The 22,558-nt window shown below is 71.9% G+C and carries 24 protein-coding genes; 13 read left to right on the top strand and 11 right to left on the bottom strand.

Features of this window, described 5'->3' with window-relative positions; all coding sequences use genetic code 11:
- Positions 1–38: 38 nt before the first annotated feature.
- Positions 39–2,873 carry a TIM-barrel domain-containing protein gene (locus I5071_RS38670; protein ID WP_236518406.1) on the top strand — a complete coding sequence of 945 codons (2,835 nt, stop codon included), beginning with the start codon at positions 39–41 and terminating at the stop codon, positions 2,871–2,873.
- 4 nt (positions 2,874–2,877) lie between these two features.
- Here I5071_RS38670 and I5071_RS38665 read toward each other — a convergent pair whose 3' ends face one another.
- The 3 genes from I5071_RS38665 to I5071_RS38655 form a co-directional block, all read right to left on the bottom strand.
- Positions 2,878–3,273, bottom strand: coding sequence for a hypothetical protein (locus I5071_RS38665; RefSeq protein WP_236518405.1), 396 nt, complete (start codon positions 3,271–3,273; stop codon positions 2,878–2,880).
- A 66-nt stretch (positions 3,274–3,339) separates the two neighbouring features.
- On the bottom strand, positions 3,340–3,684 hold the full coding sequence (locus tag I5071_RS38660; RefSeq protein ID WP_236518404.1) for a TerB family tellurite resistance protein: 345 nt from the start codon (positions 3,682–3,684) through the stop codon (positions 3,340–3,342).
- Positions 3,685–3,691: 7 nt separating this feature from the next.
- Complete coding sequence (locus I5071_RS38655) at positions 3,692–4,123, bottom strand: hypothetical protein (protein WP_236518403.1); 432 nt, start codon at positions 4,121–4,123, stop codon at positions 3,692–3,694.
- Between the two features lie 63 nt (positions 4,124–4,186).
- Here I5071_RS38655 and I5071_RS38650 point away from each other — a divergent pair, with 63 nt between their 5' ends.
- Positions 4,187–5,353, top strand: coding sequence for a pyridoxal-phosphate-dependent aminotransferase family protein (locus I5071_RS38650; protein ID WP_236518402.1), 1,167 nt, complete (start codon positions 4,187–4,189; stop codon positions 5,351–5,353).
- Positions 5,354–5,370: 17 nt separating this feature from the next.
- On the opposite strand, the gene I5071_RS38645 is transcribed toward I5071_RS38650, so the two are convergent.
- From I5071_RS38645 to panB, 3 genes are read right to left on the bottom strand one after another with little or no spacing between them, the layout of a single operon-like run.
- The gene (locus I5071_RS38645) at positions 5,371–5,937 is read right to left on the bottom strand and encodes a GNAT family N-acetyltransferase (protein WP_236518401.1); all 567 of its coding nucleotides are present in this window, start codon (positions 5,935–5,937) and stop codon (positions 5,371–5,373) included.
- A complete protein-coding gene (gene panC, locus I5071_RS38640) occupies positions 5,934–6,797 on the bottom strand; it encodes a pantoate--beta-alanine ligase (RefSeq protein WP_236518400.1) in 864 nt (287 codons plus the stop codon). The genes I5071_RS38645 and panC overlap by 4 nt, the downstream gene beginning before the upstream one ends.
- A gap of 10 nt (positions 6,798–6,807) precedes the next feature.
- On the bottom strand, positions 6,808–7,698 hold the full coding sequence (gene panB / locus I5071_RS38635) for a 3-methyl-2-oxobutanoate hydroxymethyltransferase (RefSeq protein ID WP_268921182.1): 891 nt from the start codon (positions 7,696–7,698) through the stop codon (positions 6,808–6,810).
- A gap of 201 nt (positions 7,699–7,899) precedes the next feature.
- Here panB and I5071_RS38630 point away from each other — a divergent pair, with 201 nt between their 5' ends.
- Entirely contained in the window at positions 7,900–8,124 is a 225-nt protein-coding gene (locus I5071_RS38630; protein WP_236518398.1) for a hypothetical protein, read from the top strand.
- A gap of 59 nt (positions 8,125–8,183) precedes the next feature.
- Here I5071_RS38630 and I5071_RS38625 read toward each other — a convergent pair whose 3' ends face one another.
- Positions 8,184–8,954: a DUF542 domain-containing protein gene (locus tag I5071_RS38625; RefSeq protein ID WP_236518397.1), complete on the bottom strand. Its 771-nt coding sequence runs from the start codon at positions 8,952–8,954 to the stop codon at positions 8,184–8,186.
- A gap of 159 nt (positions 8,955–9,113) precedes the next feature.
- On the opposite strand from I5071_RS38625, the gene I5071_RS38620 reads away from it, so the two are divergent.
- The 3 genes from I5071_RS38620 (at position 9,114) to I5071_RS38610 (ending at position 13,093) form a co-directional block, all read left to right on the top strand.
- Positions 9,114–9,989, top strand: coding sequence for a MopE-related protein (locus I5071_RS38620; RefSeq protein ID WP_236518396.1), 876 nt, complete (start codon positions 9,114–9,116; stop codon positions 9,987–9,989).
- A gap of 130 nt (positions 9,990–10,119) precedes the next feature.
- Complete coding sequence (locus tag I5071_RS38615) at positions 10,120–12,267, top strand: TolB family protein (protein ID WP_236518395.1); 2,148 nt, start codon at positions 10,120–10,122, stop codon at positions 12,265–12,267.
- A 31-nt stretch (positions 12,268–12,298) separates the two neighbouring features.
- The gene (locus tag I5071_RS38610; protein WP_236518394.1) at positions 12,299–13,093 is read left to right on the top strand and encodes a DUF455 family protein; all 795 of its coding nucleotides are present in this window, start codon (positions 12,299–12,301) and stop codon (positions 13,091–13,093) included.
- A gap of 1 nt (position 13,094) precedes the next feature.
- Here I5071_RS38610 and I5071_RS38605 read toward each other — a convergent pair whose 3' ends face one another.
- Positions 13,095–13,844: a helix-turn-helix transcriptional regulator gene (locus I5071_RS38605; RefSeq protein WP_236518393.1), complete on the bottom strand. Its 750-nt coding sequence runs from the start codon at positions 13,842–13,844 to the stop codon at positions 13,095–13,097.
- Positions 13,845–13,950: 106 nt separating this feature from the next.
- On the opposite strand from I5071_RS38605, the gene I5071_RS38600 reads away from it, so the two are divergent.
- Genes I5071_RS38600 through I5071_RS38590 form a run of 3 tightly spaced genes read left to right on the top strand, consistent with a single transcriptional unit; the run spans position 13,951 to position 16,272 of the window.
- On the top strand, positions 13,951–14,826 hold the full coding sequence (locus tag I5071_RS38600; RefSeq protein WP_236518392.1) for an alpha/beta fold hydrolase: 876 nt from the start codon (positions 13,951–13,953) through the stop codon (positions 14,824–14,826).
- Positions 14,827–14,845: 19 nt separating this feature from the next.
- The gene (locus I5071_RS38595) at positions 14,846–15,706 is read left to right on the top strand and encodes a hypothetical protein (RefSeq protein WP_236518391.1); all 861 of its coding nucleotides are present in this window, start codon (positions 14,846–14,848) and stop codon (positions 15,704–15,706) included.
- Positions 15,707–15,753: 47 nt separating this feature from the next.
- The gene (locus I5071_RS38590) at positions 15,754–16,272 is read left to right on the top strand and encodes a zf-TFIIB domain-containing protein (protein ID WP_236518390.1); all 519 of its coding nucleotides are present in this window, start codon (positions 15,754–15,756) and stop codon (positions 16,270–16,272) included.
- Here I5071_RS38590 and I5071_RS38585 read toward each other — a convergent pair.
- Entirely contained in the window at positions 16,269–17,528 is a 1,260-nt protein-coding gene (locus I5071_RS38585; protein ID WP_236518389.1) for a serpin family protein, read from the bottom strand. The two genes, I5071_RS38590 and I5071_RS38585, sit on opposite strands and share 4 nt — an antisense overlap.
- Before the next feature lie 33 nt (positions 17,529–17,561).
- The gene (locus tag I5071_RS38580) at positions 17,562–18,572 is read right to left on the bottom strand and encodes a beta-ketoacyl-ACP synthase III (protein WP_236518388.1); all 1,011 of its coding nucleotides are present in this window, start codon (positions 18,570–18,572) and stop codon (positions 17,562–17,564) included.
- A 169-nt stretch (positions 18,573–18,741) separates the two neighbouring features.
- Here I5071_RS38580 and I5071_RS38575 point away from each other — a divergent pair, with 169 nt between their 5' ends.
- From I5071_RS38575 to I5071_RS38560, 4 genes are all read left to right on the top strand, one after another.
- The gene (locus tag I5071_RS38575; RefSeq protein ID WP_236518387.1) at positions 18,742–19,137 is read left to right on the top strand and encodes a hypothetical protein; all 396 of its coding nucleotides are present in this window, start codon (positions 18,742–18,744) and stop codon (positions 19,135–19,137) included.
- Positions 19,138–19,197: 60 nt separating this feature from the next.
- Positions 19,198–19,947 carry a cytochrome c oxidase assembly factor Coa1 family protein gene (locus I5071_RS38570; protein WP_236518386.1) on the top strand — a complete coding sequence of 250 codons (750 nt, stop codon included), beginning with the start codon at positions 19,198–19,200 and terminating at the stop codon, positions 19,945–19,947.
- A 68-nt stretch (positions 19,948–20,015) separates the two neighbouring features.
- Positions 20,016–21,374 (top strand): MFS transporter, encoded by a 1,359-nt coding sequence (locus tag I5071_RS38565; RefSeq protein ID WP_236518385.1) that lies wholly within the window; start codon positions 20,016–20,018, stop codon positions 21,372–21,374.
- On the top strand, positions 21,371–22,165 hold the full coding sequence (locus tag I5071_RS38560; protein WP_236518384.1) for a YaeQ family protein: 795 nt from the start codon (positions 21,371–21,373) through the stop codon (positions 22,163–22,165). Before I5071_RS38565 ends, I5071_RS38560 begins: the two co-directional genes overlap by 4 nt.
- Here the strand turns inward: I5071_RS38560 and I5071_RS38555 are convergent.
- Positions 22,050–22,544, bottom strand: coding sequence for a response regulator (locus I5071_RS38555; protein ID WP_236518383.1), 495 nt, complete (start codon positions 22,542–22,544; stop codon positions 22,050–22,052). The genes I5071_RS38560 and I5071_RS38555 overlap by 116 nt on opposite strands.
- Positions 22,545–22,558: the final 14 nt, after the last annotated feature.

Here is a 22,558-nt window from a genome sequence, read left to right as displayed (position 1 = left end):
GGAGTGACTTGCATGCTGGCGCTTGGTAGAACCGCCGCATGCGGTGGCTCGTGGGGATGTTCGTGGTGCTCGCGGGATGCGCGAGCGAGCAGCCATCACCGGCGCGCGACGCGGGCGGATGGATCGACGCGATGCGCGACGACGCCGGCGTCGACGCGTCGATCGAGGTCGACGGTGCCTGCTCGATGAGCGGCCGCGCGCCCTCGTGGATCGAGACGAGCGATCGCGCGCACCACGTGATCGCGCGCGGCGCGACGCGTGACGTGCACCTCTGGGCGTTCGACGACGCGCTCTTGCGCGTGCGCTACGTCCCCGCGGGCGCGACCCCGATCGAGCGCTCGTTCGCGCTGGTCACGCCCGCGATCGAGATGGCGCCCGCCGCGATCACGATCGACGGAGACGACGCGTTCGCGACGATCTGCAGCGACGCCTTCGTCGCGACGATCGAGCGCGACGGCATGCGCGTCGTGGTGCGCGATCGCGCGGGCACGGTGCTCCTCGAGGACGCGCCCGACGTCGCGACGAGCGCGCGCGAGGTGGTGCGCGTCTCACCGCGCGACGAGCTCTTCACCGGGCTCGGCGAGCGCACCGGTCCCTTCGGTCGCCGAGGACGTCGCGCGATCGTGTGGACCACCGACGCCTACGAGCCCGCGCACGGCGGCTTCGGGCCCGAGTCCGATCCGCTCTACCTCGCGATCCCGTTCTTCGTCGCGGTCCGCGGAGACACTGCGTACGGCCTGTTCACCGACGTCGCGTACCGCCAGGAGTACGACCTCGCGGCGAGCGATCCCGACCGCTACGGAATTCGGAGCGCCGGCCCCGAGCTCGATCAGTGGCTGATCGCGGGGCCTCATCCGCGCGACGTGCTGCGTCGTTATTCGTCGCTCACCGGCCGCACCCCGCGCCCGCCGCGCTGGTCGCTCGGCTTCCACCAGTCGCGCTGGGGCTATCACGACATCGCGCGCATGGATCGCCTCGCGAGCGACTTCCGCGAGAACGACGTCCCCGCCGACGCGCTGTGGCTCGACATCCAGCACATGGACGCGTTCCGCACGTTCACCTTCGACCCGCTGCGGTTCGGCGATCCCGAAGGGCTCGCGTCGCGCCTCGATGCGCGTGGCTTCTCGCTGATCGTGATCGCGGATCCCGGACTGAAGATCGATCCCGGCTGGAGCGTGCACGACCGCGCGATCGCGGGCGGGCTCTACCTGCGCAACCCCGACGGCACGCCGCACGTCGCGAACACCTGGGCGAGCGACTCGCTCTTCCTCGACTTCACGATGCCCGCGGCGCGTGCGCTGTGGAGCGAGGAGGTCGCGCGGCTCGCGCGGCGCGGCATCGACGGCATCTGGCTCGACGTGAACGAGCCCACGACGTTCCCCGAGAGCGGCGGCGAGAACACCGTGCCGAACGATCTGCCGATCCACGGCGACGGCATCGCGACCACGATGGCCGAGGGCCACAACGTGTACGCGCTGCTGCAGGCGCGCGCGACGCGCGAGGGGCTGCGCGAGGCGCTCCCGACGCGGCGTCCGTTCATCCTCTGTCGCGCCGGCTACGCGGGCATCCAGCGCGAGGCCGCGGTGTGGACCGGCGATGCACCGAGCACGTGGTGGTCGCTCGATCAGGTGCTCCCGATGTTGCTCGGCACCAGCATGTCGGGCGTGCCCTTCGTCGGAAGCGACGTCGGCGGGTACTCGGGCAATGCGACGCCCGAGCTCTTCGCGCGGTGGATGGCGCTGGGATCGATCTCGCCGTTCTTCCGCGCGCACCAGACGAACGGTCCGCCGGATGCCGAGCCGTGGAGCTTCGGGAGCGAGGTGCTCGACATCTCGCGCGCTCGCATCGGCGCGCGCTACGCGCTGATGCCGTACCTCGAGTCGCTGTTCGACGAGCACGAGCGCACGGGCGCGCCGGTGCTGCGACCGATGCTGTACGAGCACTTCGAGGAGCGCGCGCTGCGCGACGTCGGCGATCAGGCGATGCTCGGTCCGTTCCTGCTCGTCGCGCCGATCACGCGCGAGGGCGCGACGTCGCGCGAGGTGCACATCCCGAGCGGGCGCTGGTACGAGCTCGAGTCGGGCGCGATCGTCGAGGGTCCGCGCACCATCGAGGTCGGCGCGACGCTCGCGGCGCTGCCCACGTTCGTGCGCGAGGGCGCGATCCTCCCGCGGGTCTCGGGTGACGTCGCGAGCACGCGCGCGCTCGGCGGGACGCTCTTGCTCGATCTCTATCCGTCGGCGCGCGAGAGCACGTTCACGCTGGTCCAGGACGCGGGCGATGGCTACGGCGCGACGTCGCGCACCACGCTGACGCTGGTGCAGCGCGAAGGTGGCGCGCGCTTCGTGATCGGCGCGCGCGAGGGAGACTTCGACCCAGGGGCGCGCACGATCGAGCTGCGGGTCTGGCGGGTCGACGGCGAGGTGCGCAGCGTTCGCGTCGACGGAGTCGAGCTGCCCGGCTTCGTGCACGATCGCAACGAGCGCTCGTTGATCGTGCGGATGCCGGATCCCGGCGCAGCGGGCGCGACGATCGAGCTCGACTACGACGTGACGATCAGCGAGCCGAGCCCGCCGATCGACGTCGTGCTCGAGGTCGAGCTCCCGGAGAGCACCCCGATCGGCAGCGTGATCCACGTCGCGAGCAGCGCGAACGGCTGGGCCCATGCGCCGCTCGAAGTGGTCGCGCCGGGGCTCGCGCGCGGCACGCTGCGCGTCGGTCGCGGCGAGTGGTTCGAGTACAAGTACACCCGCGGCGCGTGGGAGAGCGTCGAGAAGTGGCCCGGCTGCGTCGAGGCCACGAACCGCTACGGCTTCGGTCGCGCCGGCGTGCGTCGCGATCGCGTGTTCGAGTGGCGCGACGTCTGCGAGTGACGTGTCAGTGCATCGGCCGCTCGGGCACGTGCGCGCCGTCGTGCAGCCGGCTCCCGCCGTGCGCCGAGTACGCCGCTTCGCGCGTCGTGTACGGCACCTCGCGACCGCAGCGCGGACAGCTCGCCGCGCTGCGCATCTTCGCGACGTACGGACCGAGCGCCGCGCTGAACAGCAGGAGCGGCACGAGCGCGAGCACCATGAAGGGCCCCGCGAGCACCGCGACCGTCACCGACGCGAACACCGCGATCACCAGCGCCGGAACGCCGAGCCTCCAGCCCGGTCCCGCGCGCTCGGCGCTCACCTCGCGATCGCAGTGCCAGCAGAAGCGCGTGTGCCCGCCGTTCGATCCCGCGGGATGCCACGCGCGGTGTTGGATCGCTTCGATGGTCTCGTAGCGCATCAGGGCCTCCAAACGGAGGCTATAGGCGCCAGGAGCGGACCTCGAAGAGGGACTCTGGTCGGACGGTCAGGTCTTCAGATCCCACCACGACGCGACCCAGTCGAGCGGCTTGCGCTCGCTCGCCGTCACGCCGTCGCTCGCCGCGACCTTCTCCAGCAGCGCGAAGATCGTCTTCCGCGCCTCGGGGCGCGTGATCGTCTTCGCGTGCTCCTTGAGCGCCGCGCGCGATCCCGCGTAGCGACGCTTCGCCTCGTCGATCGCGGCGTCGAAGCGCTCGTCGCCGAGCGCGTCGCGCAGCTCGCGCATCTTCGCGCGCTCCGCGGGGCTGTAGTCGTCGTCGGCCTGGATGACCTCGCGCAGGAGGCCCATCAGGCAGATCGTCTCGTCGTTCGTGAGATCGCGGAAGTCCATGACGCGATCAATACCGCTTCGGCACGCGCGACGCGACGGCGCTCATCGCGTTGAGCACGCCGATGTTCGCCATGATCTTCAGCTTCGATCCCTCGACCTGGTAGTCGGGCGACGCGACCGCCTGCAGCACGTTCATCTCGCCGCGGTCGAGCTTGCACCACAGCGCGTACGGAGCGGTGGTCCGCGCGAACACGCTCTTCTCGATCGGCGCGGCGCGGAGCGCGCTCGAGGGCGCCTTCTCGGCGCGGCGCGTGACGCTCACCGCGCCCTTGTCGATCACGTACGTCGCCTCGACGTCCGTCCCCTCGGGCGTGTCGAGACAGCGGAACGTCATCGACCCCTCGAACTTGCGCGCCGCCTTCTGGAAATCAGCGTCCCGGCGCAGCGCCTCGACATACTGATCGGTGTAGGTCTCGGACCAGTAGAGCGTGTCTGTCACGGGTCCGAGGGTGACACGCGTGGAGCACTGCGCACGTGAGCTCTTCGTGCGAAGCTGCGGGCCGTGACGAGCACCATCTTCGACGAGCTGGACCCCCCGACGCGACTCCTGATGGGCCCCGGCCCGAGCGACGTGCCGCCGCGTGTGCTGCGTGCGCTCGGATCGCCGACCGTCGGGCACCTCGACCCGTACTACCTGCGCGTGATGAACGAGACGCGCGAGCTCCTGAAGCGCACGTTCCGCACCGACAACGAGCTCACGTTCCCGATCAGCGCGACCGGCATGGCGGGCATGGAAGCCGCGGTCGTGAACCTGATCGAGCCGGGCGACGAGATGATCGTCGGCGTCAACGGCGTGTTCGGCGAGCGCATGTGCGACGTCGCGTCGCGGGCGGGCGCGACGGTGCATCGCGTCGAAGCGCCGTGGGGCAGCACGATCGACCCCGACGCGATCCGCGCCGCGCTCTCGACGAACCCGAACGTGAAGGTCGTCGGCATCGTGCACGCGGAGACGTCGACCGGCGCGCACCAGCCGCTCGAGGAGATCGGCAAGACGGTGCGCGAGCACGACGCGCTGCTCCTCGTCGACGCGGTCACGTCGCTCGGCGGCGCGCCGCTCGAGATCGACGCGTGGGGCATCGACGCGTGTTACTCGGGCTCGCAGAAGTGCCTGTCGTGCCCGCCCGGCTTGTCGCCGGTGACGTTCTCGCCGCGCGCGATCGCGCGCATCGAGAAGCGCACGAGCAAGGTGCAGAGCTGGTACCTCGACGTCTCGATGATCAAGTCGTACTGGGGCGGCGAGCGCGCGTACCACCACACCGCGCCGGTGAACATGACGTATGCGATGCGCGAGGCGCTGCGCCTGGTGCACGAAGAGGGGCTCGAGCAGCGCTGGGCGCGCCACGCGAAGCACCACCGCGCGCTTCGCGCCGGGCTCGAGGCGCTCGGCCTGCGCTACGTGCCGGAGCGCTCGCTGCCGATGCTCAACGCGGTGCACGTGCCCGAGGGCGTCGACGACGCGGCGACGCGCAAGGCGCTGCTCGAGCAGCACGGCATCGAGATCGGCGGCGGCCTCGGTCCGTTCAAGGGCAAGGCGTGGCGCGTCGGGCTGATGGGCGCGTCGTGCACGCGCCGTCACGTGACGACGCTGCTCGGCGCGCTGGGCTCGCTGCTGCCGAACGCGTCGGCGGGCGAGGCGCTCGCCGCAGCGGATCGCGCGTACTCGAGCTGAGCAGCAAATCGGTAGCGCTACGGAATCCGTAGCGCTACCGATTCCGTAGCGCTCGCCCACTCCTCGCGGAGCAGACCGAAGTCGATGCGATCGTAGGCGCGCCCGCCACGCATCACCGCGCGACGTCGCACGCCTTCCTGCTGGAACCCGAGGCTGCGATAGAGCGCGATCGCGGGCTCGTTGTACGAGATCACGTCGAGCCCGACGCGCTCGAGGTTCGCTTCGGTGAACGCGTAGCGCAGCAGGAGCTGCATGCCGTCGCGCGCGTAGCCTCTGCGACGGTGAGCGGGATCGCCGATGCCGATCGCGATCGTCGCGCAGCGGTTGTTCCACTCGATGCCGAAGAGCGCGACGAAGCCGACGAGCGTGTCGCCCTCGAGGGTGCGCAGGCGGAATTCGAGCGAGTCTCCGGCGCGCACCGTCGCGCGTCCGATCTCGCCCGGCGTGCGCGGTACGGCGAGGTCGGTGTCGATCAGCCTCGGATATGCCGAGCGCTCGCTCCACGACGCGATGATCGCGGCGTCCTCGGGGCGTGGCGCGGCGAGCCTCACCAGCGCGCCCCGGAACAGATCGTCCTCGCTCAAGGCGACGTGTCCTCGCCGAGCACGGTGTTGTCGATCAGGCGCGTCTTGCCGATCTTCGCGGCGACCGTGATCACCGCGCGTCCTTCGATCGGGCGCGTGAACGGCTCGAGCGTGTCGGCGTCGGCGACGTCGACGTAGTCGATGGAGTCGAAGCGCGGCGTGATCTCGGCGCGCACCATCTCCGCGATCTTCGCCGCGTCGCGCTCACCCGCGCCGTACGCCGCGTGCGCGGCGCGCAGTCCGCGCGCGATGCCGAGCGCGCGCTCGCGCTCCTCCGGCGACAGATAACGATTGCGCGAGCTCATCGCGAGCCCGTCGCTCTCGCGCACCGTGGGCATGGAGGCCACGTCGATCGGCATGTCGAGATCGCGCGCCATGCGCTCGATCACCTTCCACTGCTGGTAGTCCTTGCGCCCGAAGCACGCGACGCAGGGCCCGGCGAGCATGAACAGCTTCGCGACGACGGTCGTGACGCCCGTGAAGTGCCCGGGGCGGAACGCGCCCTCGAGCCGCGTCGTGAGCTTCGTGACCTGCACCTCGGACTGGAAGCCCGGCGGGTACATGCCGTCGCGCGGCGGCGCGAACACGAGGTCGACGCCGGCGTCGCGACAACGCGCGACGTCGGCCTCGAGGGTGCGCGGATAACGATCGAAGTCCTCGCTGGGACCGAACTGCAGCGGATTGACGAAGATCGTGAGCGCGACGTGGGTGGCCCCACGACGACGCGCGTCCGCGACGAGCGCGAGGTGCCCGTCGTGCAGCGCGCCCATCGTGGGCACGAGCCCGAGGCGACCACCCGACGCGCGGATCGCGTCGCACGCGGCGCGCAGCTCGCTCTTCTCGTGCACGACCTTCGTCATCCTCGCTCCTTCAGGCGTCGCTGGGCCCGTACGCGGGCTTCGCCGGCGCGTCGCTCTTCTTCGCGGGCGCTGCGCCGAACGAGTGCTCGGGCGCGGGGAACGCGCCGCTCTTCACTTCGTCGACGTAGCGCTCGGTCGCCGCGCGCCCATCCGCGAAGAGCTCGGCGAAGCGCTTCACGAACTTCGGCTTGAGGTCGGGCGTGAGCCCGAGCAGGTCGTAGCTCACGAGCACCTGACCATCGCAGTGCACGCCCGCGCCGATGCCGATCGTCGGCACGTCGATCGCGGCGGTGATGCGCTGCGCGAGATCGGTGGGGATGCCCTCGAGCACCACCGCGAACGCGCCCGCGTCGGCGACCGCGCGCGCGTCGCGCAGCACGCGCTCCGCGTCGTCCTCGCCGCGGCCCTGCACCTTGAAGCCGCCCATCGCGTGCACGCTCTGCGGCGTGAGCCCGACGTGCGCCACCACCGGGATGCCGACGCTCACGACGCGCGCGATCGTCTCGGCCATCGGCTCGCCGCCCTCGAGCTTCACCGCGTGCGCGCCGCCCTCGGCGAGGAAGCGGCCCGCGTTGCGCAGCGCCTCCTCGATCGAGACCTGGTAGCTCATGAACGGCATGTCGCCGACGATCAGCGCGCGCTTGGTGCCGCGAGCGACCGCGCGGCAGTGGTAGATCATCTCGTCGACGGTCACGGGCAGGGTCGTGTCGAGGCCCTGCACGACCATGCCGAGCGAGTCGCCGACGAGCAGCACCTCGGCGCCGCCCTCGTCGAGCATGCGCGCGAAGGTGGCGTCGTACGCGGTGACCACCGCGATGCGCTCGCCACGGGACTTCATTCGACGGAGCTCGGGCACGGTCACGCGCGCCGGCGCGCGCGCGGAAGCACGATCGGTCGTCATGGGGCGGTTCGCGTTCGTGGTCGCGGCCGAGCCGATTCCCGGTCCGCGCCTCTCCGGCTCTCCGAGCGAGCGATCTAGCACGCAGCCGTTCGCGACGTCAGCCGGAGTGTACGCATCCGCGGTCGTTGTGAGCGGGACGCGCGTGCCTAGGCACGGGCCCGCGGGCGCGACGAGCGCGCCCGAGGCTTCGGAGGTGAGGGAATGACGCGAACGACATGGGCTCTCCTGGCGACGGCGCTCTGGCTGGCAGCGTGTGGTGGCGGAGGCGGCAGCAGCGAGCCCGCGGAGAGCACGACCACCGAGACGACGACCGGTGGCGACACGACGACGACCGGCACCGAGGGCACGACGACCACCGGTGAAGAAGGGATGGGCGGCGAGACCGGGACGACGACGACCGACGAGACCGGCGGCGGCGGGACGTGACGTGCTCGCGGCGAGCTCGCTGATCGTGCGCGAGCTCGCCGCCGTCTCGTAGGCGCGGATCAGGCGCGACGGCGGGGCGAGCGGAACGCGGCGCGGACCTTCTGCTCGAGGCGCTCCGCGCGCGGGAAGAGCACGTTGCCCTCGAGGTGCATGTGCCGCACGAGCTCGCGCTCCTGCTCGGCGAGCGCGGCGTAGAGCGCGCGGGTCGCGGCGCTCGCGCCCTCGGACGCGACGTAGTCGTGCGCGAGATCGCGCAGATCGTGGAGCTGGTGATCCGCGGCCTCGTGCTCGTGGATCATCTCGGCGATCGGCTCGGCGATCGTGGCGAAGAGCGCGGCGGGCGGGGTCGCACCGTCATGCCCCGCGCGCTCGAGCGCGACGACGTACGGGAAGACGTGGCGCTCCTCGAACGCGAGGTGCGGCAGGAGCTCGGCGTAGAGCGTCTCGAGCAGCGCGACGATCTCCGCGAGCGCGGGGTCGCGCGCGCCATCGGTCGCGACGGCATCACGCGCGAGGGCGACCAGCGAGGTCGCGTCGGCGCGCGAGCGGACGTGGTGCTCGTCGACGATCTTCTTCACGAGCTCGACCAGCGGGACCGAGAGCATCTCGCGATCGCGCGGTGCCTGTGCGCCCGGCTTGTTCGCCTCTTCGACGAGCGTCGCGAGCACCGCGTCGACGTCGGCCCCGGCGCGACGGCACGCCTCCTCGAGCGCGAGCGCGCCACCGCAGCAGTAGTCGACGTGGTGCCGCTCGAACGCGGCCTCCGCGCCGGCGATGTCGAGGAGGATGTCGCGCACGATCGTCGTGCGAGCGACCTCGTCGGGCTTCATCGGGGATTCCTCGGGTGGTCTCGGGGTGCGTCGTTCTACGACGGGAGCGATCCAGAGCTGCGTCGCAGCGCACCGGGCGCCGAGCGTACACGGCGGTCACGGTGTCCTGCGAATCGTATCGTACGAGACACTTGCACCAGAGTGCCTATACGAACGTGCATGGAACGCGCAGCTCTCGTCCTGGTCGTGGCGCTCGGAATCGCAGCGTGCGGGGACGACGACGCCGGCGAAGGGCCGAGCGCCTTCGACGGCGGTGCGATCTCCGAGGAGGACGCAGGCATCGCCGATGATGCCGGGCCGCCGCCTGAGTGCACGTCCGACACCGACTGCGCGAACGAGGATCTCTGCGACGGGGCCGAGCGCTGCGAGGGCGGCACCTGTGTGGCGGGCACGCCGCTCCGCTGCATCGTGGGCGACACCTGCTCGCTCGAGGCGTGCGATCCCGCGACAGGCTGCGAGACCCTGCCCGGCGATCGCGACGCCGACGGCAGCGACGACTGCGCGGACTGCGCGCCCGACGACGCGACGATCCACCCCGGCGCCGAGGAGCTCTGCAACCAGATCGACGACGACTGCGACGGCGCGATCGATCCCGGCGTGCGCACCTGGTTCGCCGACTGCGACGGCGACTCCTACGCATCGCTGCGCGCATCGTCGGTGACGAGCTGCGTCGAGCCCTCGGGTGACGACACCGGCTGCACCGGCGCCGAGCGCGCGTGGACCGATCGCATGCCGACGCGGCGCACCGCGGATTGCGCCGACGACGACGCGCGCGTGTTCGTCGATCAGACGGAGTCCTTCACGACGCCGATCGAAGGTGCGCTGGTCGAGGTCGACTTCGACTTCGACTGCGACGGCGACGAGGAGCCGGAGGAGGGCGCGACCGGCGAGTGCGCGCAGATGGGCGGCTCGTGCCGCGCGACCGCCGGCTGGGCGGCCGCGGTCCCGGCGTGCGGCGAGACCGGGAGCTTCGTGACCTCGTGCAGCGGGGCGTGCGCGCCGGTGACGGAGACGCGCACCCAGGCGTGTCGCTGAGAGGGCGCGCCTCTTGCGAGTACCACGATCGACCTCGTGATGCGCTCCGTCGATGACTCCTGCCCCAGCTCGCGTCCGTACGCCCCGGACCCACGAGGGCGCTGCTGCGCCCTCGTGAGCGGAGGATGCGATGACCCGACGCGGACCGAGGACCGAAGGCTGGAGCTCCGCCGCCTGCGCGCTGGGGATGCTCGCAGGGTGCGTGCTGCCGCAAGACGACGTCGCGCCGAGCGACGATCGCCCGACCGCCGCATCCGCGCCCTCCGATCTGCCGGTGCTCGAGGTGCTCGTCGTGGAGTCGCGCGACGACGCGCTCTCGTTCCGGCGGCTCGACCCTGCGACGTTCGACGCGATCCGCGCCCGGGGTGCGGGGCTGAGCGAGGCCGCGCTGGTCGACATCCCGTCGGTCGCGTGCACGAGCGCGAATTGCCCGACGGGTGAGCTCGTCGCGTTCTCGAACGTCACCGGCGCGTACCGCGCGATCACCAACGGCGGCCCGGTCGGCACCGCGACGCCGTGGACCGACGCCGATGCGCCGGATTGCGGGCCCGTCCCCCCGAGCGGCACCGGCGTGTGCCGTCAGGTGCGGCTGCGCAACCTGCATCCCGATCAGCTCGAGCGTGTGTACGCCGAGCTGATCGAGCTCGAGCCGAGCGGCGCGACCACGTCGGTGAGCGTGCCCGTGCAGCCGTGGGGCGCCGAGGCCGACTTCGGCCTGACGCCCGCGATCCCCAACGGGCTCTGGCGCTTCGGTGAGCTCGGGCGCAGCTCGCCCCCTCCGCCGGGCGTCGCGGGGCTGAGCTGGTGGGCGTTCGAGGGCACGACCCCGCCCGGCGAGGCGTTCACGTTCCGCTTCCTCGTGATGGTGCGTGGTCAGGTCGTGCGGCCCACGCAGCGCGCGAACGTCGCAGCGCCCGATCAGCCGGCGTCGGACTATCCGGTGGTTGCGAGCGGTCCGTCGATCGCGACCTCGAGCGTCGACGTGTCGGCGGACGGTCGCTACGTGGTCTTCGCGACGAGCTCCACGACGATCGGCGGCGCGGGCTCGCCCGCCGAGCGCAGCAACGTGGTGCGCCACGACATGCTCACCGGCGCGAACGTCGTGGTGAACGTCGGCATCGAGGCCTCGAGCAACTGCCGGGCGACGAACCCGAGCATCTCCGACGACGGAACGCGCGTCGCGTTCGAGGCCCAGCGCTGTCGCCTCGTCGCGCGCGCCGGGCACAACAACCAGCGCAGCTACGTGTTCGTGCGGAACCTCGCCGCGAGCACCACCACGCTCGCGAGCGCGGCGACGAACGGCCAGTACGCGAACGGCAGCTCGACCGCGCCGCGCATCAGCGGCGACGGCTCGACGGTGGTGTTCCAGAGCATCGCGACCGACCTCGTCACCGGCACGCGCAGCGGGTGCAACCGCGTCTATCGCTACGCGATGGCGACCGGCGCGATCACGCACGTGAGCGCGACGCGCGGCACCACGATCGACGCGACCGCCGGGTTCCCGGCCTGCAGCGCGATCACGCCGGCCGGTGAGGACCCCGACGTGAGCGACGACGGCTCGATCATCGCCTTCCGCTCCGACGTCGCGCTCACGACGAGCGACACCAACGGCGAGCCCGACGTCTACGTGTACCGGCACGGCGGCACGAGCGCCGACGTGTACCGCGTGAGCGTGAGCACCACCGATGGCCCGGTGTTCGGCGGCGACTTCGATCACGCCGCGGTCTCGGGTGACGGTGCGTTCGTCGCGTTCTCGTCGATCGCGACCGAGCTCCTGGGCACCAGCACCGGACGTCACGTGTACCGCCGCGGCTCGGGGCCCGCGGATGCCGCGACGCTCGAGCGGGTGACCCTCCGGCCCGACGGATCGATCCCGAGCGGCACCGGTTTCGCGACGCCCTGGCCCACGCTCTCGCAGAGCGGGCGCTTCGTGTCGTTCTGGAATTCGTTCACCGATGTCACGAATCCCGCGCTCTCGTTCCCGGGCACGCAGCTCGTGGTCTGCGACATGGGCGGGCCGACGACGCCCGAAGAGCTCGCGCGATGCTTCGTGATCAGCCGCGTGCAGCTCACGCCGAGCGCGACCTTCACCGCGCTCTCGGGCACGGTGCACGGCGGCGCGCGGCGCGGCCTGGCGTGCGACGACGAGAGCGAGGCTTGTTACACCGTGTATCAAGCGAACGGGACCGGCTGGGGCAACCTCGCGGCGAGCACGCCCCAGGTGTTCGTGAGCCCGCTCGGCGATCCGCGCGATCAGATGCCTGCACCGTCTCCTTGAGGCGGGCCGCGACGCGCGACACAAGAGGCGCGTGGACGCGCCGCGCGAGGGAACGGTCGAGCGATGGGCGTGGGACTACGTCCTCTCGACCGACCTCGCGCACAAGCTCGCGCCGCCGCCGGTGCCGCGGGCGTGGGAGGACGCGCCGCGCGCGCTACGGATCGACGCGCCGGGGCGTCCGGACGAGCTGGTGCGCGCGGACAAGCGCGCGAAGACGCCGCGCCCCGAGGCGCTGCGCGATGCGCGGAAGCGCGCCGAGCTGCTCCACGTGTTCGCGCACCACGAGCTCCAGGCCGCGGAGCTGATGTGCCGCGCGTTGCTGCTCTTCGTGGAGCGCGACCCGGCGTTCCGGCGCGGGCTCTTGCGCATCGCGCTCGACGAGGTGCGGCACCTCGCGATGTACGACGCGCACCTGCGCGCGCTGGGCTTCCGCTTCGGGAGCTTCCCGGTGCGCGACTGGTTCTGGGAGCGCGTGCCCGCGGCGGAGAGCGCGGAGTCGTTCGTCGCGATGCTCGGCGTGGGGTTCGAGGGCGCGAACCTCGATCACACGCGGCGCTTCGCGGACGCGTTCCGCGCGGTGGGCGACGAAGAAGGCGCGCGCCTCCAGGAGATCGTCGGCGACGAGGAAGTGCCGCACGTGCGCTTCGCGGTGCAGTGGCTCGAGCGGTGGAGCGGCGGCGCGCTCGAGCTCGACGCATGGCGCGCGCGCTTGCCCGCGCCGATCACGCCGATCGTGATGCGGGGGCGACCGCTCGATCGCGCGCGGCGCGCGCGGGCGGGCATGGACGAGGCGTTCGTCGACGCGCTCGATCGCTGGATGCCGTGAATCAGTCGGGTCGCAGCACGGCGAGCCGCACCACGTCGGCGCGGTTCGCCGCGCCGAGCCGCTTCATCACCGACGCGAGCAGGTTGCGCACGGTGTTCGGCGAGAGCTCGAGCGCGCTCGCGATCGCCGCGTTGGTGTGCCCGAGCGCGACGTGCTCCACGACCTGCTGCTGGCGCGGCGTGAGGCGTCCGTCGTTGCACACCAGGCGCGCCATCATCGCGGCGCGCGGCGCAGCGTCGAGCCGTGCGTGCAGCGCGTCGCCGGCGGCGAGCATCGGCGCGAGCGCGCGCAGCAGCGCGAGCTCGGTGTCGTCGTAGGCGCGCTCTCGCCACCGCACGAGCACCAGCAGCGCCACGATGCGCCCGCGGACGACGAGGTGCACCAGCGCCGTCGCGCGGGGGCGCCGGCCGAACGCCGCGCGCATCGCGCCGTCGAACGCGGCGCGCGCCGCACCTCGCGCCGGCAGCGCTTCGCGATCGCTCGCGACCCCGTCACGCGCCAGCGCGACGTCGCGCAGCCGGCCGAGCTCCACCGCCCACGCATCCCAGCGATCGGTGCTCGCCGCGAGGCGCGCAGGGTCGAGACCACGCACCGCGGCGGTCTCGAGCGGCACCCGCGGCGAGCCCGCGTGCATCAGCGCCGCGTCGAAGAGATCGTGGGCGTCGAGGGCGTCGAGCACGCCGTCGCGATAGGTGCGCAGATCGGGCGCGCTGGCGGCGAGCAGCGCGATGCAGCGTGCGAGGTCGTGCACGACGGATGGTACGAACGTACCACGGAGGCCCGGCGCGACGAGGCCCAGAGTCGTGCCCATGACGACCTCGAGCACTGCCTCCCTCGCACGACGAGGCCCCTCCGCCGTGGCGCAGGCGAGCGACCTGCCCCCCTGGCTCGATCGCGCGAGCTACCCGTGGACGCCGCGCACGTTCGACACGTCCGAAGGCCGGATGCGCTACCTCGACGAGGGCGAGGGCCCCGCCGTGCTGCTCGTGCACGGAACGCCCTCGTGGTCGTTCGAGTGGCGCGAGGTGGTGCGCGCGCTCGCGCCGCGCCATCGGGTGATCGTGCCCGATCACCTGGGGTTCGGGCTCTCCGACAAGCCCGACGCGCCGGAGATCCTCGCGCCGGCGGATCACGCGCGGCGCCTGCGCGCGCTGGTGAGCGCGCTCGAGCTGCGCGATCTCGTGCTCGTCGTGCACGACTTCGGAGGGCCGATCGGTCTGCCGCTCGCGCTCGAGGAAGGCTCACGGGTGCGCGCCGTCGTCGTGACCAACACGTGGATGTGGGCCCACGAGGATCCCAAGGTCGCGCGCCTCTCGCGGTTCGTCGCGTCACCGCTCGGGCGCTGGCTCTATCGCCGCCTCAATGCGTCGCCGCGCTGGCTCGTGCCTTCCTCGATGGGCGATCGCCGCAAGCTGACGCGCGACGCGCACCGCCACTATCTCGCGCCCTTCGGCTCGTGGGCCGAGCGCGCCGCGCCGTGGAAGCTCGGGGTCGAGCTCGCGGGGTCGAGCCCGTACTACGCGTCGCTGTGGGCGAAGCGGAGCGCGCTCGCGAGCCTGCCGCTCGAGATCGTCTGGGGCACGCGCGATCCCGCGTTCACGAAGCGCGAGCTCGAGCAGTGGCAGCAGAGCTTCCCGCACGCGCGCACCCACACGCTCGACGTCGGTCACTTCGTCGCCGAGGAAGCGCCGCAGGAGCTCGCGTCGGTGATCGCGTCGGTCGCGAGCCGCTGATCCTCTGCTATCTCCGTGCGTGGCCCGCGCGTGGGTGCTGAACCTCGACGCCGAGCACGAGCTCGAGCTCGGCAGTCGCTACACGCCGTCGCGCGAGCTGCGCGCGCGGGTGCGCGCGATCGGCATCGCGCTGACGCCCTCGCTCGAGCGGGGCGACGTGGTGATCGACTCGGACGAGCCCGCGCTCGACTCCGCGTCCTTCGCGCCTCGCGCGTGGTGTCCGACTCCGCGTGCGCTCGCGATGCTCGCGCGCGCCGGAGTGCCGATCGCCGATGCGCCCGGGTTCGAGACGCTGCGCGCCGTGAACGAGCGCGGCCTCGCGGCGACGCTCGCGGGCGACGAGCTCCCCGGCTGTCTGCGCGCGACCGAGCTCGAGACGATCCGAGCGCACGTCGCGCGTCCCGGCCCGAGCGGAGAGTGGCTGCTCAAGCGCGCGTTCGGGGTCGCGGGGCGCGGGCAACGTCCGCTGCATCCCGGCGCGATCTCGGACGCGGATCGTGCGTGGATCGTCGCGTCGCTGCGGCGCGGCGCGCTCTACGTGGAGCCGCGGGTCGAGATCACGCGCGAGCTCTCGGTGCACGCCTGGGTCGCACGCGGCCGCGTCGAGGTGCGGTCGATCCGCGAGCAACGAGTGCAGGATCGCGCGTGGGTGGGCTGCGAGCTCGCGCGCGATCTGCCGAGCGAGATCGAGAACGCGCTGATCGACACCGCGGAGCGCGTGGGACGCGCGCTCTCGGGCGCGCGTTATCACGGCCCGTTCGGCGTGGACTCGTACCTGTGGCGCACGTCGAGCGGCGCGATCGCGGTGCGCACGCTCGGTGAGATCAACGCGCGCTATTGCATGGGCTGGGACACACGCGACGGGTGGGATCCGCCCTGAGCGTGCTCCCTGCTCGGCCGTCGACTCCCGCGTGTACGATGCGCGTCATGCCGCGTTGTCCGAAGTGCTCGCTCGCCCTGGTCGCCACCCATCACGCCGCGCTCGGTTGTGCCCGCTGTGGCGGCCTATGGGCGCGCGAGGGCGCGCTCGCCTCGTTGCCCGATTCGCTCGGCGGCTCCGGCGATCCCGCGACGCGCGCGCCGAACGACGGGCGCACCGGGCTCTGCCCCGACGGTCACGGCATCCTGCTGCGCGCCCGCATCGACGACGACGAGGGCGCCGCGTTCTACCTCGAGCGCTGCAGCGCGTGCCGCGGCGTGTGGTTCGATCCCGGCGAGTGGTCGCGCATCGCGTCGAGCGATCTGCGCACCAAGCTCGACGCGCTCTGGGATCCCGCCGCGCGTCGCGCCGCGCTGACCGCGCGCAACGAGGCGCGCCTCGCAGAGGACCTGCGCGCGCGCCTCGGTGATGCGCTCCACGATCGTCTCGTCGATCTCGTCCGCGCGCTCGAGTCGCACCCCGATCGCGCCATGGCGCTCGCCTACATCGACGAGCACCTGCGCTAGCGCGGATCGACCACGCGCCCCGCGAACAGGATCGCGCCGCTGCGCGTGTCGCGCAGGAAGAACAAGAACGGATGGTCCGCGTGGAAGCTCGGCGGCGGGTTCGCCGGCATGCTGCGCACCGCGACCACCACGCCGGTCGCCGCTGCGGCCTCGGTGCCCTCCTCGTTCACCTCGACGAACACGCGGTGATAGACGTCGGAGATCACCAGCGCCTGCTCGCCGTCCGCGCTCATCCCCGAGAGATCCGCGCGATCCGAGAACGCGATCGCCATCCCGAGCCCCTCGAGCTCGCTGCGCAGCGCGAGCGACGCGGTCTCGATGCGGAACCGCGGCAGCCGCACGTCGACGTCGTGTCGCTCGGTGACGCGCCCGGCCCACTGCTCGACCCGCGCCGCGTCGAGCGTCTGCTCGATCGCCCCGAGCCCGTCGCGCTCGCGCGGCAGCACGATCATCATCGCGAGCTCGTCGCCGGTGTACGGCAGCTCGAGGATCTGCACGCCCTCGTCCTCGCCGTAGCGCCCGCCGCGCGCGTGCATCGTCGGCACGGCGACGCCCTCGTCGCCGCCGTTCGCGAAGAACGGCAGATCCTCGGTCTGCGCGCGATCGAACTCGTGCTGCCAGCGCCCGTGGAAGTACACCGCGTTCACCAGCACGAGCCGGGTGAGATCGTCGATCGAGCCGTGGGGCAGCAGCTCGCGGATGCGCTCGTGGGTCTGCGACGAGACCCACTCGTTGATGTGCGCGCGCGCGGCCTCGGGCGCGCCCACGAAGTCGAGGCGCTCGGCCTCCGCGCCGAAGTGATCGCGCGTCGCGGCGAGGTACGCGTCGCGGAACGTGTACGAGTCCTCGGCGAAGAGGCGGTTCGCGACCGCGAGCGTGTAGGTGTCGCGCGGCGCGTTCCACGCGCGCACCAGCGCGCCCGCCGCCGGCATCGTCGCGTCGGGATCGGTCGCGAGGTGCAGCGTCTGCTGCATCGCCGTCGCGGTCTCGCCGCGCGCGCCGCCGTACGTCATCGCGAGCGCGGTCGAGAGGCTCGCGGGCGAGATCGCGAGGTTGCCGGTCTCGCCCCGCGCCCGCAGCGCGCGCCACACGTCGAGCCCGAACGCGCTGGTCGCGGTCGCGAACGCGCGCGCATCGGCGGGATCGGCGGGCGGCACCTGAGTGGCCGGAGGCGTGGTCGTGGTCGAGGAGGACTGCGAGGGCCCGCCGCACGCGCTCAGCGCGAGCAGGAGGGCGAGGACGATCCGCTTCGTCATGCGCTCGCTAGACGTACGACCCCGCCATCCGGTTCACCAGCGGATGACCGCGCTGCCCCACGCGACGCCGCCGCCGAGCGCGCAGAAGAGCACGCTCTGCCCGGCCTTGATCGCGCCCTCGCGCACCGCCTCGTCGAGCGCGATCGGGATCGACGCGCTCGACGTGTTCCCGTACTTCGCGAGGTTCAGGTAGAAGCGCGTGAGCGGCACCCCGGTGCGCTCCGCCACGCCCTCGAGGATCCGCAGGTTCGCCTGGTGCGGCACGACCCAGTCGAGATCGTCGGCCGAGACCCCCGCCGCCGTGAGCGCGGCCGCGCTCGCCGACGAGAGGTTCTTCACCGCGACCTTGAAGATCTCGCGACCGTTCATGTCGACGAAGTGCCGCTTGAGCTCGAGGGAGCGCGCGCTCGCGGGCTCCACGCTGCCGCCGCCCGGGATGCGCAGCGCCGACGCGTAGCTCCCGTCGGCGTGGATCGCGGTGCTGAGGATGCCGCCGCGCCCGTCGCCGCGCGACTCGCTCACCACCACCGCGCCCGCGCCGTCGCCGAAGAGCACGCAGGTGCTGCGATCGCTCCAGTCGACCACGCGCGAGAGCAGCTCGACGCCGACCACCATCACGTGCTTCGCCGCGCCGGCGCGCACGAACTTGTCGGCGATCGAGAGCGCGTAGCAGAAGCCCGCGCACGCTGCGGCGATGTCGAACGCCGGGCAGTCGTTGCGGGCGCCGATCTTCGTCTGCACGAACACCGCGGTCGAAGGCAGCGGCATGTCGGGCGTGACGGTCGCGACGATGATCATGTCGATGTCGCGCGGGTCGAGCTCCGCCGACGCGAGCGCGCGACGGGCCGCCTCGGCCGCCATGTCGCTGGTGGCCTCGCCCTCCGCGGCGATGCGCCGCTCGCGGATCCCGGTGCGCTCGACGATCCACTGATCCGTGGTGTCGACGCGCGCCTCGAGATCGCGGTTCGTCATGACGTGCGAGGGCACGTAGTGACCCGTTCCCGAGATCCGAGAACCCGCCGTTACAGTCGTCGCGTGCCCCATCGGCCCCCGGCCTACCTGGTACACGGGCGCGCTGTCCACCCGAAAGCAGCGTCGAGGGTCACGAATCGGTCACGATCGGCTCCTGACGGAGCGGTCAGGTTTCGCGCTGTTTTCTCGGCGCAACTGTTGTCCGAGACAACGACGGGCGCGTGTGTAGCTGCCAGGAGCCATGAATCGCAAGCACACGATCGTCTGGGTGGATCATCACGAGGCTCACGTCGTCCAGCTGCACGCGGAAGGCGCGGACTACGAGGCGTCGAGGGTTCGCGGGCTGGGCGGGCAGACCCACGACAAGCGCCACGACAGCGGGCACCGTCACGTCCTCGACACGCTCTTCGCCGATCGAATCGCGCAGGCGCTGGAGGACAGCGAGGAGATCCTCGTGTGTGGCCCGAGCACCGCGAAAGACGAGCTGATGGCCCGGCTGCGCGATCATCACCCGGCGATCGCGAAGCGGGTGATCGCGGTCGAGCCGATGGATCATCCGACCGAGGCCCAGCTCGCCGACCACGCGCGTCGCGCCTTCCGGATCGCCGATCGGATGCGCGGCGTGCACGTGCGCTGAAAGTCGAACGTCGAGCTTCCCGGGTTCGCGGCGACGCGCGTCGTGGCACGATCGCGCGACGTGGAGCCCACCACACCGGCGAAGACCTCGGGCGCGAAGCTGCTCGGCATGCTCGGCGGCATCGTGCCCTTCGCGCTCGCGATCGTCGGCGTGTCGAGCGCGCCCTCGTGCATGGGCTTCGAGGACCCGACGCTGCGCGCGATCGAGGCGTGCCCCGCGGCGATCGAGGCGCTCGGGACGCCGGTCTCGCGCACCTGGCTCGGCTGCTCGTGCGGCAACGCGGAGACCAGCGACGCGTTCGGTCAGGCGAGCTGGACGTTCCCGGTCGCCGGGACGCGCGACAGCGGATCGGTGAGCGTCGTCGCGGAGCGGCGCGGCGGGCCCTGGCAGCTCCTCTCGGCGCAGCTCGAGGTGGGCGATCGCACGATCGACGTCCTGCAGTGCGTCGACCTGCGCGCGCGCGCGCTCGCGATCCCGACCGCGACCTACGACGCGACGGTGCGCTCGATCGTCGGCACGCCGCCGGTGCGCGAGGGTGCGTCGTGCCGCGTCGCGATCGCGCCGAGCGATGGCGACTATCCGTGTCACGTGCGCATCGCGTGCGGCGACGTCGCGCTCTACGGCAGCGACTCGCTCGGCTATGCGAGCTGTCACGCCGACGCGCACGGCGCGCTGGTGGCGCGCGATCCCAACACGACGTCGAGCGGCGGCGATCCGATGCTCGACCTGCGGCTCGGCGAGCAGCTCGTGATCGTCAGCGATCAGGACGCGAGCGGCACCTGGCTCGTCGAGCTCGCGCTCGCACCGTGAGCCGTCGCTCGTTCGCGACCGAAGTCCGCTCGTGACGCCGTCGTCGGGCGCGTGCATCCTCGCGCCCGATGTCGACGAAGGAGCAGGAAGAGCGCGTCTCGCTGCGCGAAGTGCTGGCGCGCCTCGCCCGCGCGTCGCGCGGCTTCTGGCTCGTGAACTGGGTCAATTTCGGCGATGGAATCGCGTACTTCGGGTTCCTCTCGCTGCTGACGCTCTTCTTCCAGCACGACGTCGGCATGGACGCGCGCGGCGCGACGATCGCGACCAGCACGTTCACCGGGCTCGTCACCCTCTTCATGGTGCTCGGCGCGGGCGCGCTCTCGGATCGCCTCGGCGCGCGGCGCGCGCTCACGGTCTCGATGGCGATCGTGCTGGTGGGACGCGTGCTGCTGACGCTCTCGCCCTCGCTCGGCGCAGGCACCGGCGCGGCGCTCACCGCCGCGTGGATCGCGATCCTGGTGATGGGCTTCGCCGAGGGCGCGGTGCAGCCCGCGCTCTACGCGGGCGTGAAGCAGTACACCGACGAGCGCACGGCCTCGATGGGCTACGCGTTCCTCTACTCGATCATGAACCTCGGGATCTTCCTCGGGGAGATGATCTCGCCCTTCGTGCGCGCGTGGTTCGCGCACCACGTCGAGGGCGTGTCGGTCGAGGACGTGCCCACCGCCGGCATCACCGGCTCGTTCTGGTTCTTCACCGCGGTCACCGCGGTCGTGCTGCTCGTCAACGTCGTCTTCTTCACGAAGAAAGTCGAAGCGCGCGATCGCGTCGCCGAGCCCGCGACGCCCGCCGAGACGGGCTCGCTCGTCGATCGCGTGAAGCGCCTGCCGATCCTCGATGCGCGGTTCCTGTTCTTCATCTTCGCGCTGCTCCCGGTGCGCACCCTCTTCGCGCACCAGTGGCTCACGATCCCCGACTACGTCACCCGCGCGTTCCCCGCCGAGGTCGGCGCCCGCGTCGAGTGGATCCAGGGGCTCAACCCGATCGTGATCGTCGTCGCGGTGCCGGTGCTCACGATGGTCACGCGGCGCATGCACGTGATCGACGTGATGATCCTCGGCACGCTGGTGTCGGCGGCCGCGACGTTCCTGCTCTCCGCGCCGCCCTCGCTCGCGCTGCTGATCCTCTACGTCGTGATCTTCACGCTCGGCGAGGCGATCTGGTCCTCGCGCTTCCTCGAGCACGTCGCGGACCTCGCGCCGCCGGGACGGCTCGGCGTGTACATGGGGCTCGCCGGGCTGCCGTGGTTCCTCGCGAAGACGGTGACCGGCTTCTACGCGGGCTCGATGCTCGACGCGTTCCTGCCCGAGGGGAGCCCGGGCTCGCCGGGCACGATGTGGACGATCCACGGCGCGATCGCGATGCTCTCGCCGATCCTGCTGGTGCTCGGGCGCAAGTGGATGATGACGAGGGGTGACGCGCGATGACGCTCACGGCGACGATGCGAAGGTTCGAGATCGAGCTCGCGGACTCCGATCGCGGCGTGTACGAGACGCTCGATCTGCGCGTCGCGCAGCATCCCTCGGAGACCGACCGGTACCTCGTCGCGCGGGTGATCGCGCGATGCCTCGAGCACGACGAGGGCGTCGACTTCACGCGCGGCCTCGCGGAGAGCGACGAGCCCGCGCTCTGGCAGCGCGATCTGCGCGGCGATCTGCGGGCGTGGATCGAAGTGGGATCGCCCTCGGCGGATCGGCTGCACAAGGCGAGCAAGACCGGCGCGCGCGTGGCGGTGTACGCGTGGAAGAACGTGCCCCAGCTCGCGCGCGAGATCGCGGAGCGAGGCGTGCACCGCGCCGACGAGCTCGCGCTGATCGCGCTCGACGGCTCGTACCTCGATGCGATCGCGGCGACGCTCGATCGCGTGAACCGCTGGTCGCTCTCGGTGAGCGGCGGTGCGCTCTACCTGACGATCGGCGGGAAGCTGCTCGAGGGCAGCGTCGAGCGCGTGTCGATCGGCTCGCTCGAGCGGAACGATCGAGCCGGCCGCCGCGCGAGGGCAAGCGGGGCTGGGGACCCGCGCGCAGCGTTCAGGGATGGGGGGACCCGATCCGGCTCCGCCGGGCGGGGGGAAGGGGTCATCCATGACCCCTTCCGAAAGCTCAGTCCGCGAAACGTCGGTCGACGATGTCGCGCAGCACCGCGCCCAGCGTCGTCACGTCCACCGGCTTGCGCAGGAACGTGTCGAACATCCGCAGCATCGGCGTCGTCGGGATGACGCTCCCGCTCGCGGCGACGATCGCGAGCCCCGCGGTGCGCTCGTCGCTGCGCAGCGCGCGCGCGAGCTCACGCCCGCTCTGTCCGTTCAGGTTCACGTCGGTGAGGACGACGTGTGGGAGCCGCGCGTGGATCGACTGCAGCGCATCGCCGGGTCGATCGAAGAGCCGCACCTCCCATCCGTCGCGCTCCAGCATCTCGCGATAGATCGCGCGCAGATCCGCGTCGTCCTCCACCACGACGACCGAGCGCGGCTCGCTGATCCGCATCCCGCTCGCACGACGTGCCCGCCGCGCGCGCCCTGCGGACCCGCCCGCGGTCGGCGCCAAGCCGTCGATGTCGCTCGCCCTTCCGCTCCGTGCTCGCGAGCCACCGCTCATCACGGACCTCCCTC

Source organism: Sandaracinus amylolyticus (assembly GCF_021631985.1).
Lineage (GTDB): Bacteria > Myxococcota_A > Polyangia > Polyangiales > Sandaracinaceae > Sandaracinus > Sandaracinus amylolyticus_A.
Note: the sequence above shows the minus strand (reverse complement) of the source record. Positions and strands in the feature narration are given on the sequence as shown.

Coding starts and splice junctions, on each gene's coding strand:
- I5071_RS38555 (WP_236518383.1), bottom strand. CDS start 22,544: ATGAGCGGTGGCTCGCGAGCACGGAGCGGAAGGGCGAGCGACATCGAC.
- I5071_RS38620 (WP_236518396.1), top strand. CDS start 9,114: ATGGAACGCGCAGCTCTCGTCCTGGTCGTGGCGCTCGGAATCGCAGCG.
- I5071_RS38590 (WP_236518390.1), top strand. CDS start 15,754: ATGCCGCGTTGTCCGAAGTGCTCGCTCGCCCTGGTCGCCACCCATCAC.
- I5071_RS38630 (WP_236518398.1), top strand. CDS start 7,900: ATGACGCGAACGACATGGGCTCTCCTGGCGACGGCGCTCTGGCTGGCA.
- panB (WP_268921182.1), bottom strand. CDS start 7,698: ATGACGACCGATCGTGCTTCCGCGCGCGCGCCGGCGCGCGTGACCGTG.
- I5071_RS38670 (WP_236518406.1), top strand. CDS start 39: ATGCGGTGGCTCGTGGGGATGTTCGTGGTGCTCGCGGGATGCGCGAGC.
- I5071_RS38625 (WP_236518397.1), bottom strand. CDS start 8,954: ATGAAGCCCGACGAGGTCGCTCGCACGACGATCGTGCGCGACATCCTC.
- I5071_RS38565 (WP_236518385.1), top strand. CDS start 20,016: ATGTCGACGAAGGAGCAGGAAGAGCGCGTCTCGCTGCGCGAAGTGCTG.
- panC (WP_236518400.1), bottom strand. CDS start 6,797: ATGACGAAGGTCGTGCACGAGAAGAGCGAGCTGCGCGCCGCGTGCGAC.
- I5071_RS38575 (WP_236518387.1), top strand. CDS start 18,742: ATGAATCGCAAGCACACGATCGTCTGGGTGGATCATCACGAGGCTCAC.
- I5071_RS38580 (WP_236518388.1), bottom strand. CDS start 18,572: ATGGGGCACGCGACGACTGTAACGGCGGGTTCTCGGATCTCGGGAACG.
- I5071_RS38615 (WP_236518395.1), top strand. CDS start 10,120: ATGACCCGACGCGGACCGAGGACCGAAGGCTGGAGCTCCGCCGCCTGC.
- I5071_RS38665 (WP_236518405.1), bottom strand. CDS start 3,273: ATGCGCTACGAGACCATCGAAGCGATCCAACACCGCGCGTGGCATCCC.
- I5071_RS38660 (WP_236518404.1), bottom strand. CDS start 3,684: ATGGACTTCCGCGATCTCACGAACGACGAGACGATCTGCCTGATGGGC.
- I5071_RS38560 (WP_236518384.1), top strand. CDS start 21,371: ATGACGCTCACGGCGACGATGCGAAGGTTCGAGATCGAGCTCGCGGAC.
- I5071_RS38585 (WP_236518389.1), bottom strand. CDS start 17,528: ATGACGAAGCGGATCGTCCTCGCCCTCCTGCTCGCGCTGAGCGCGTGC.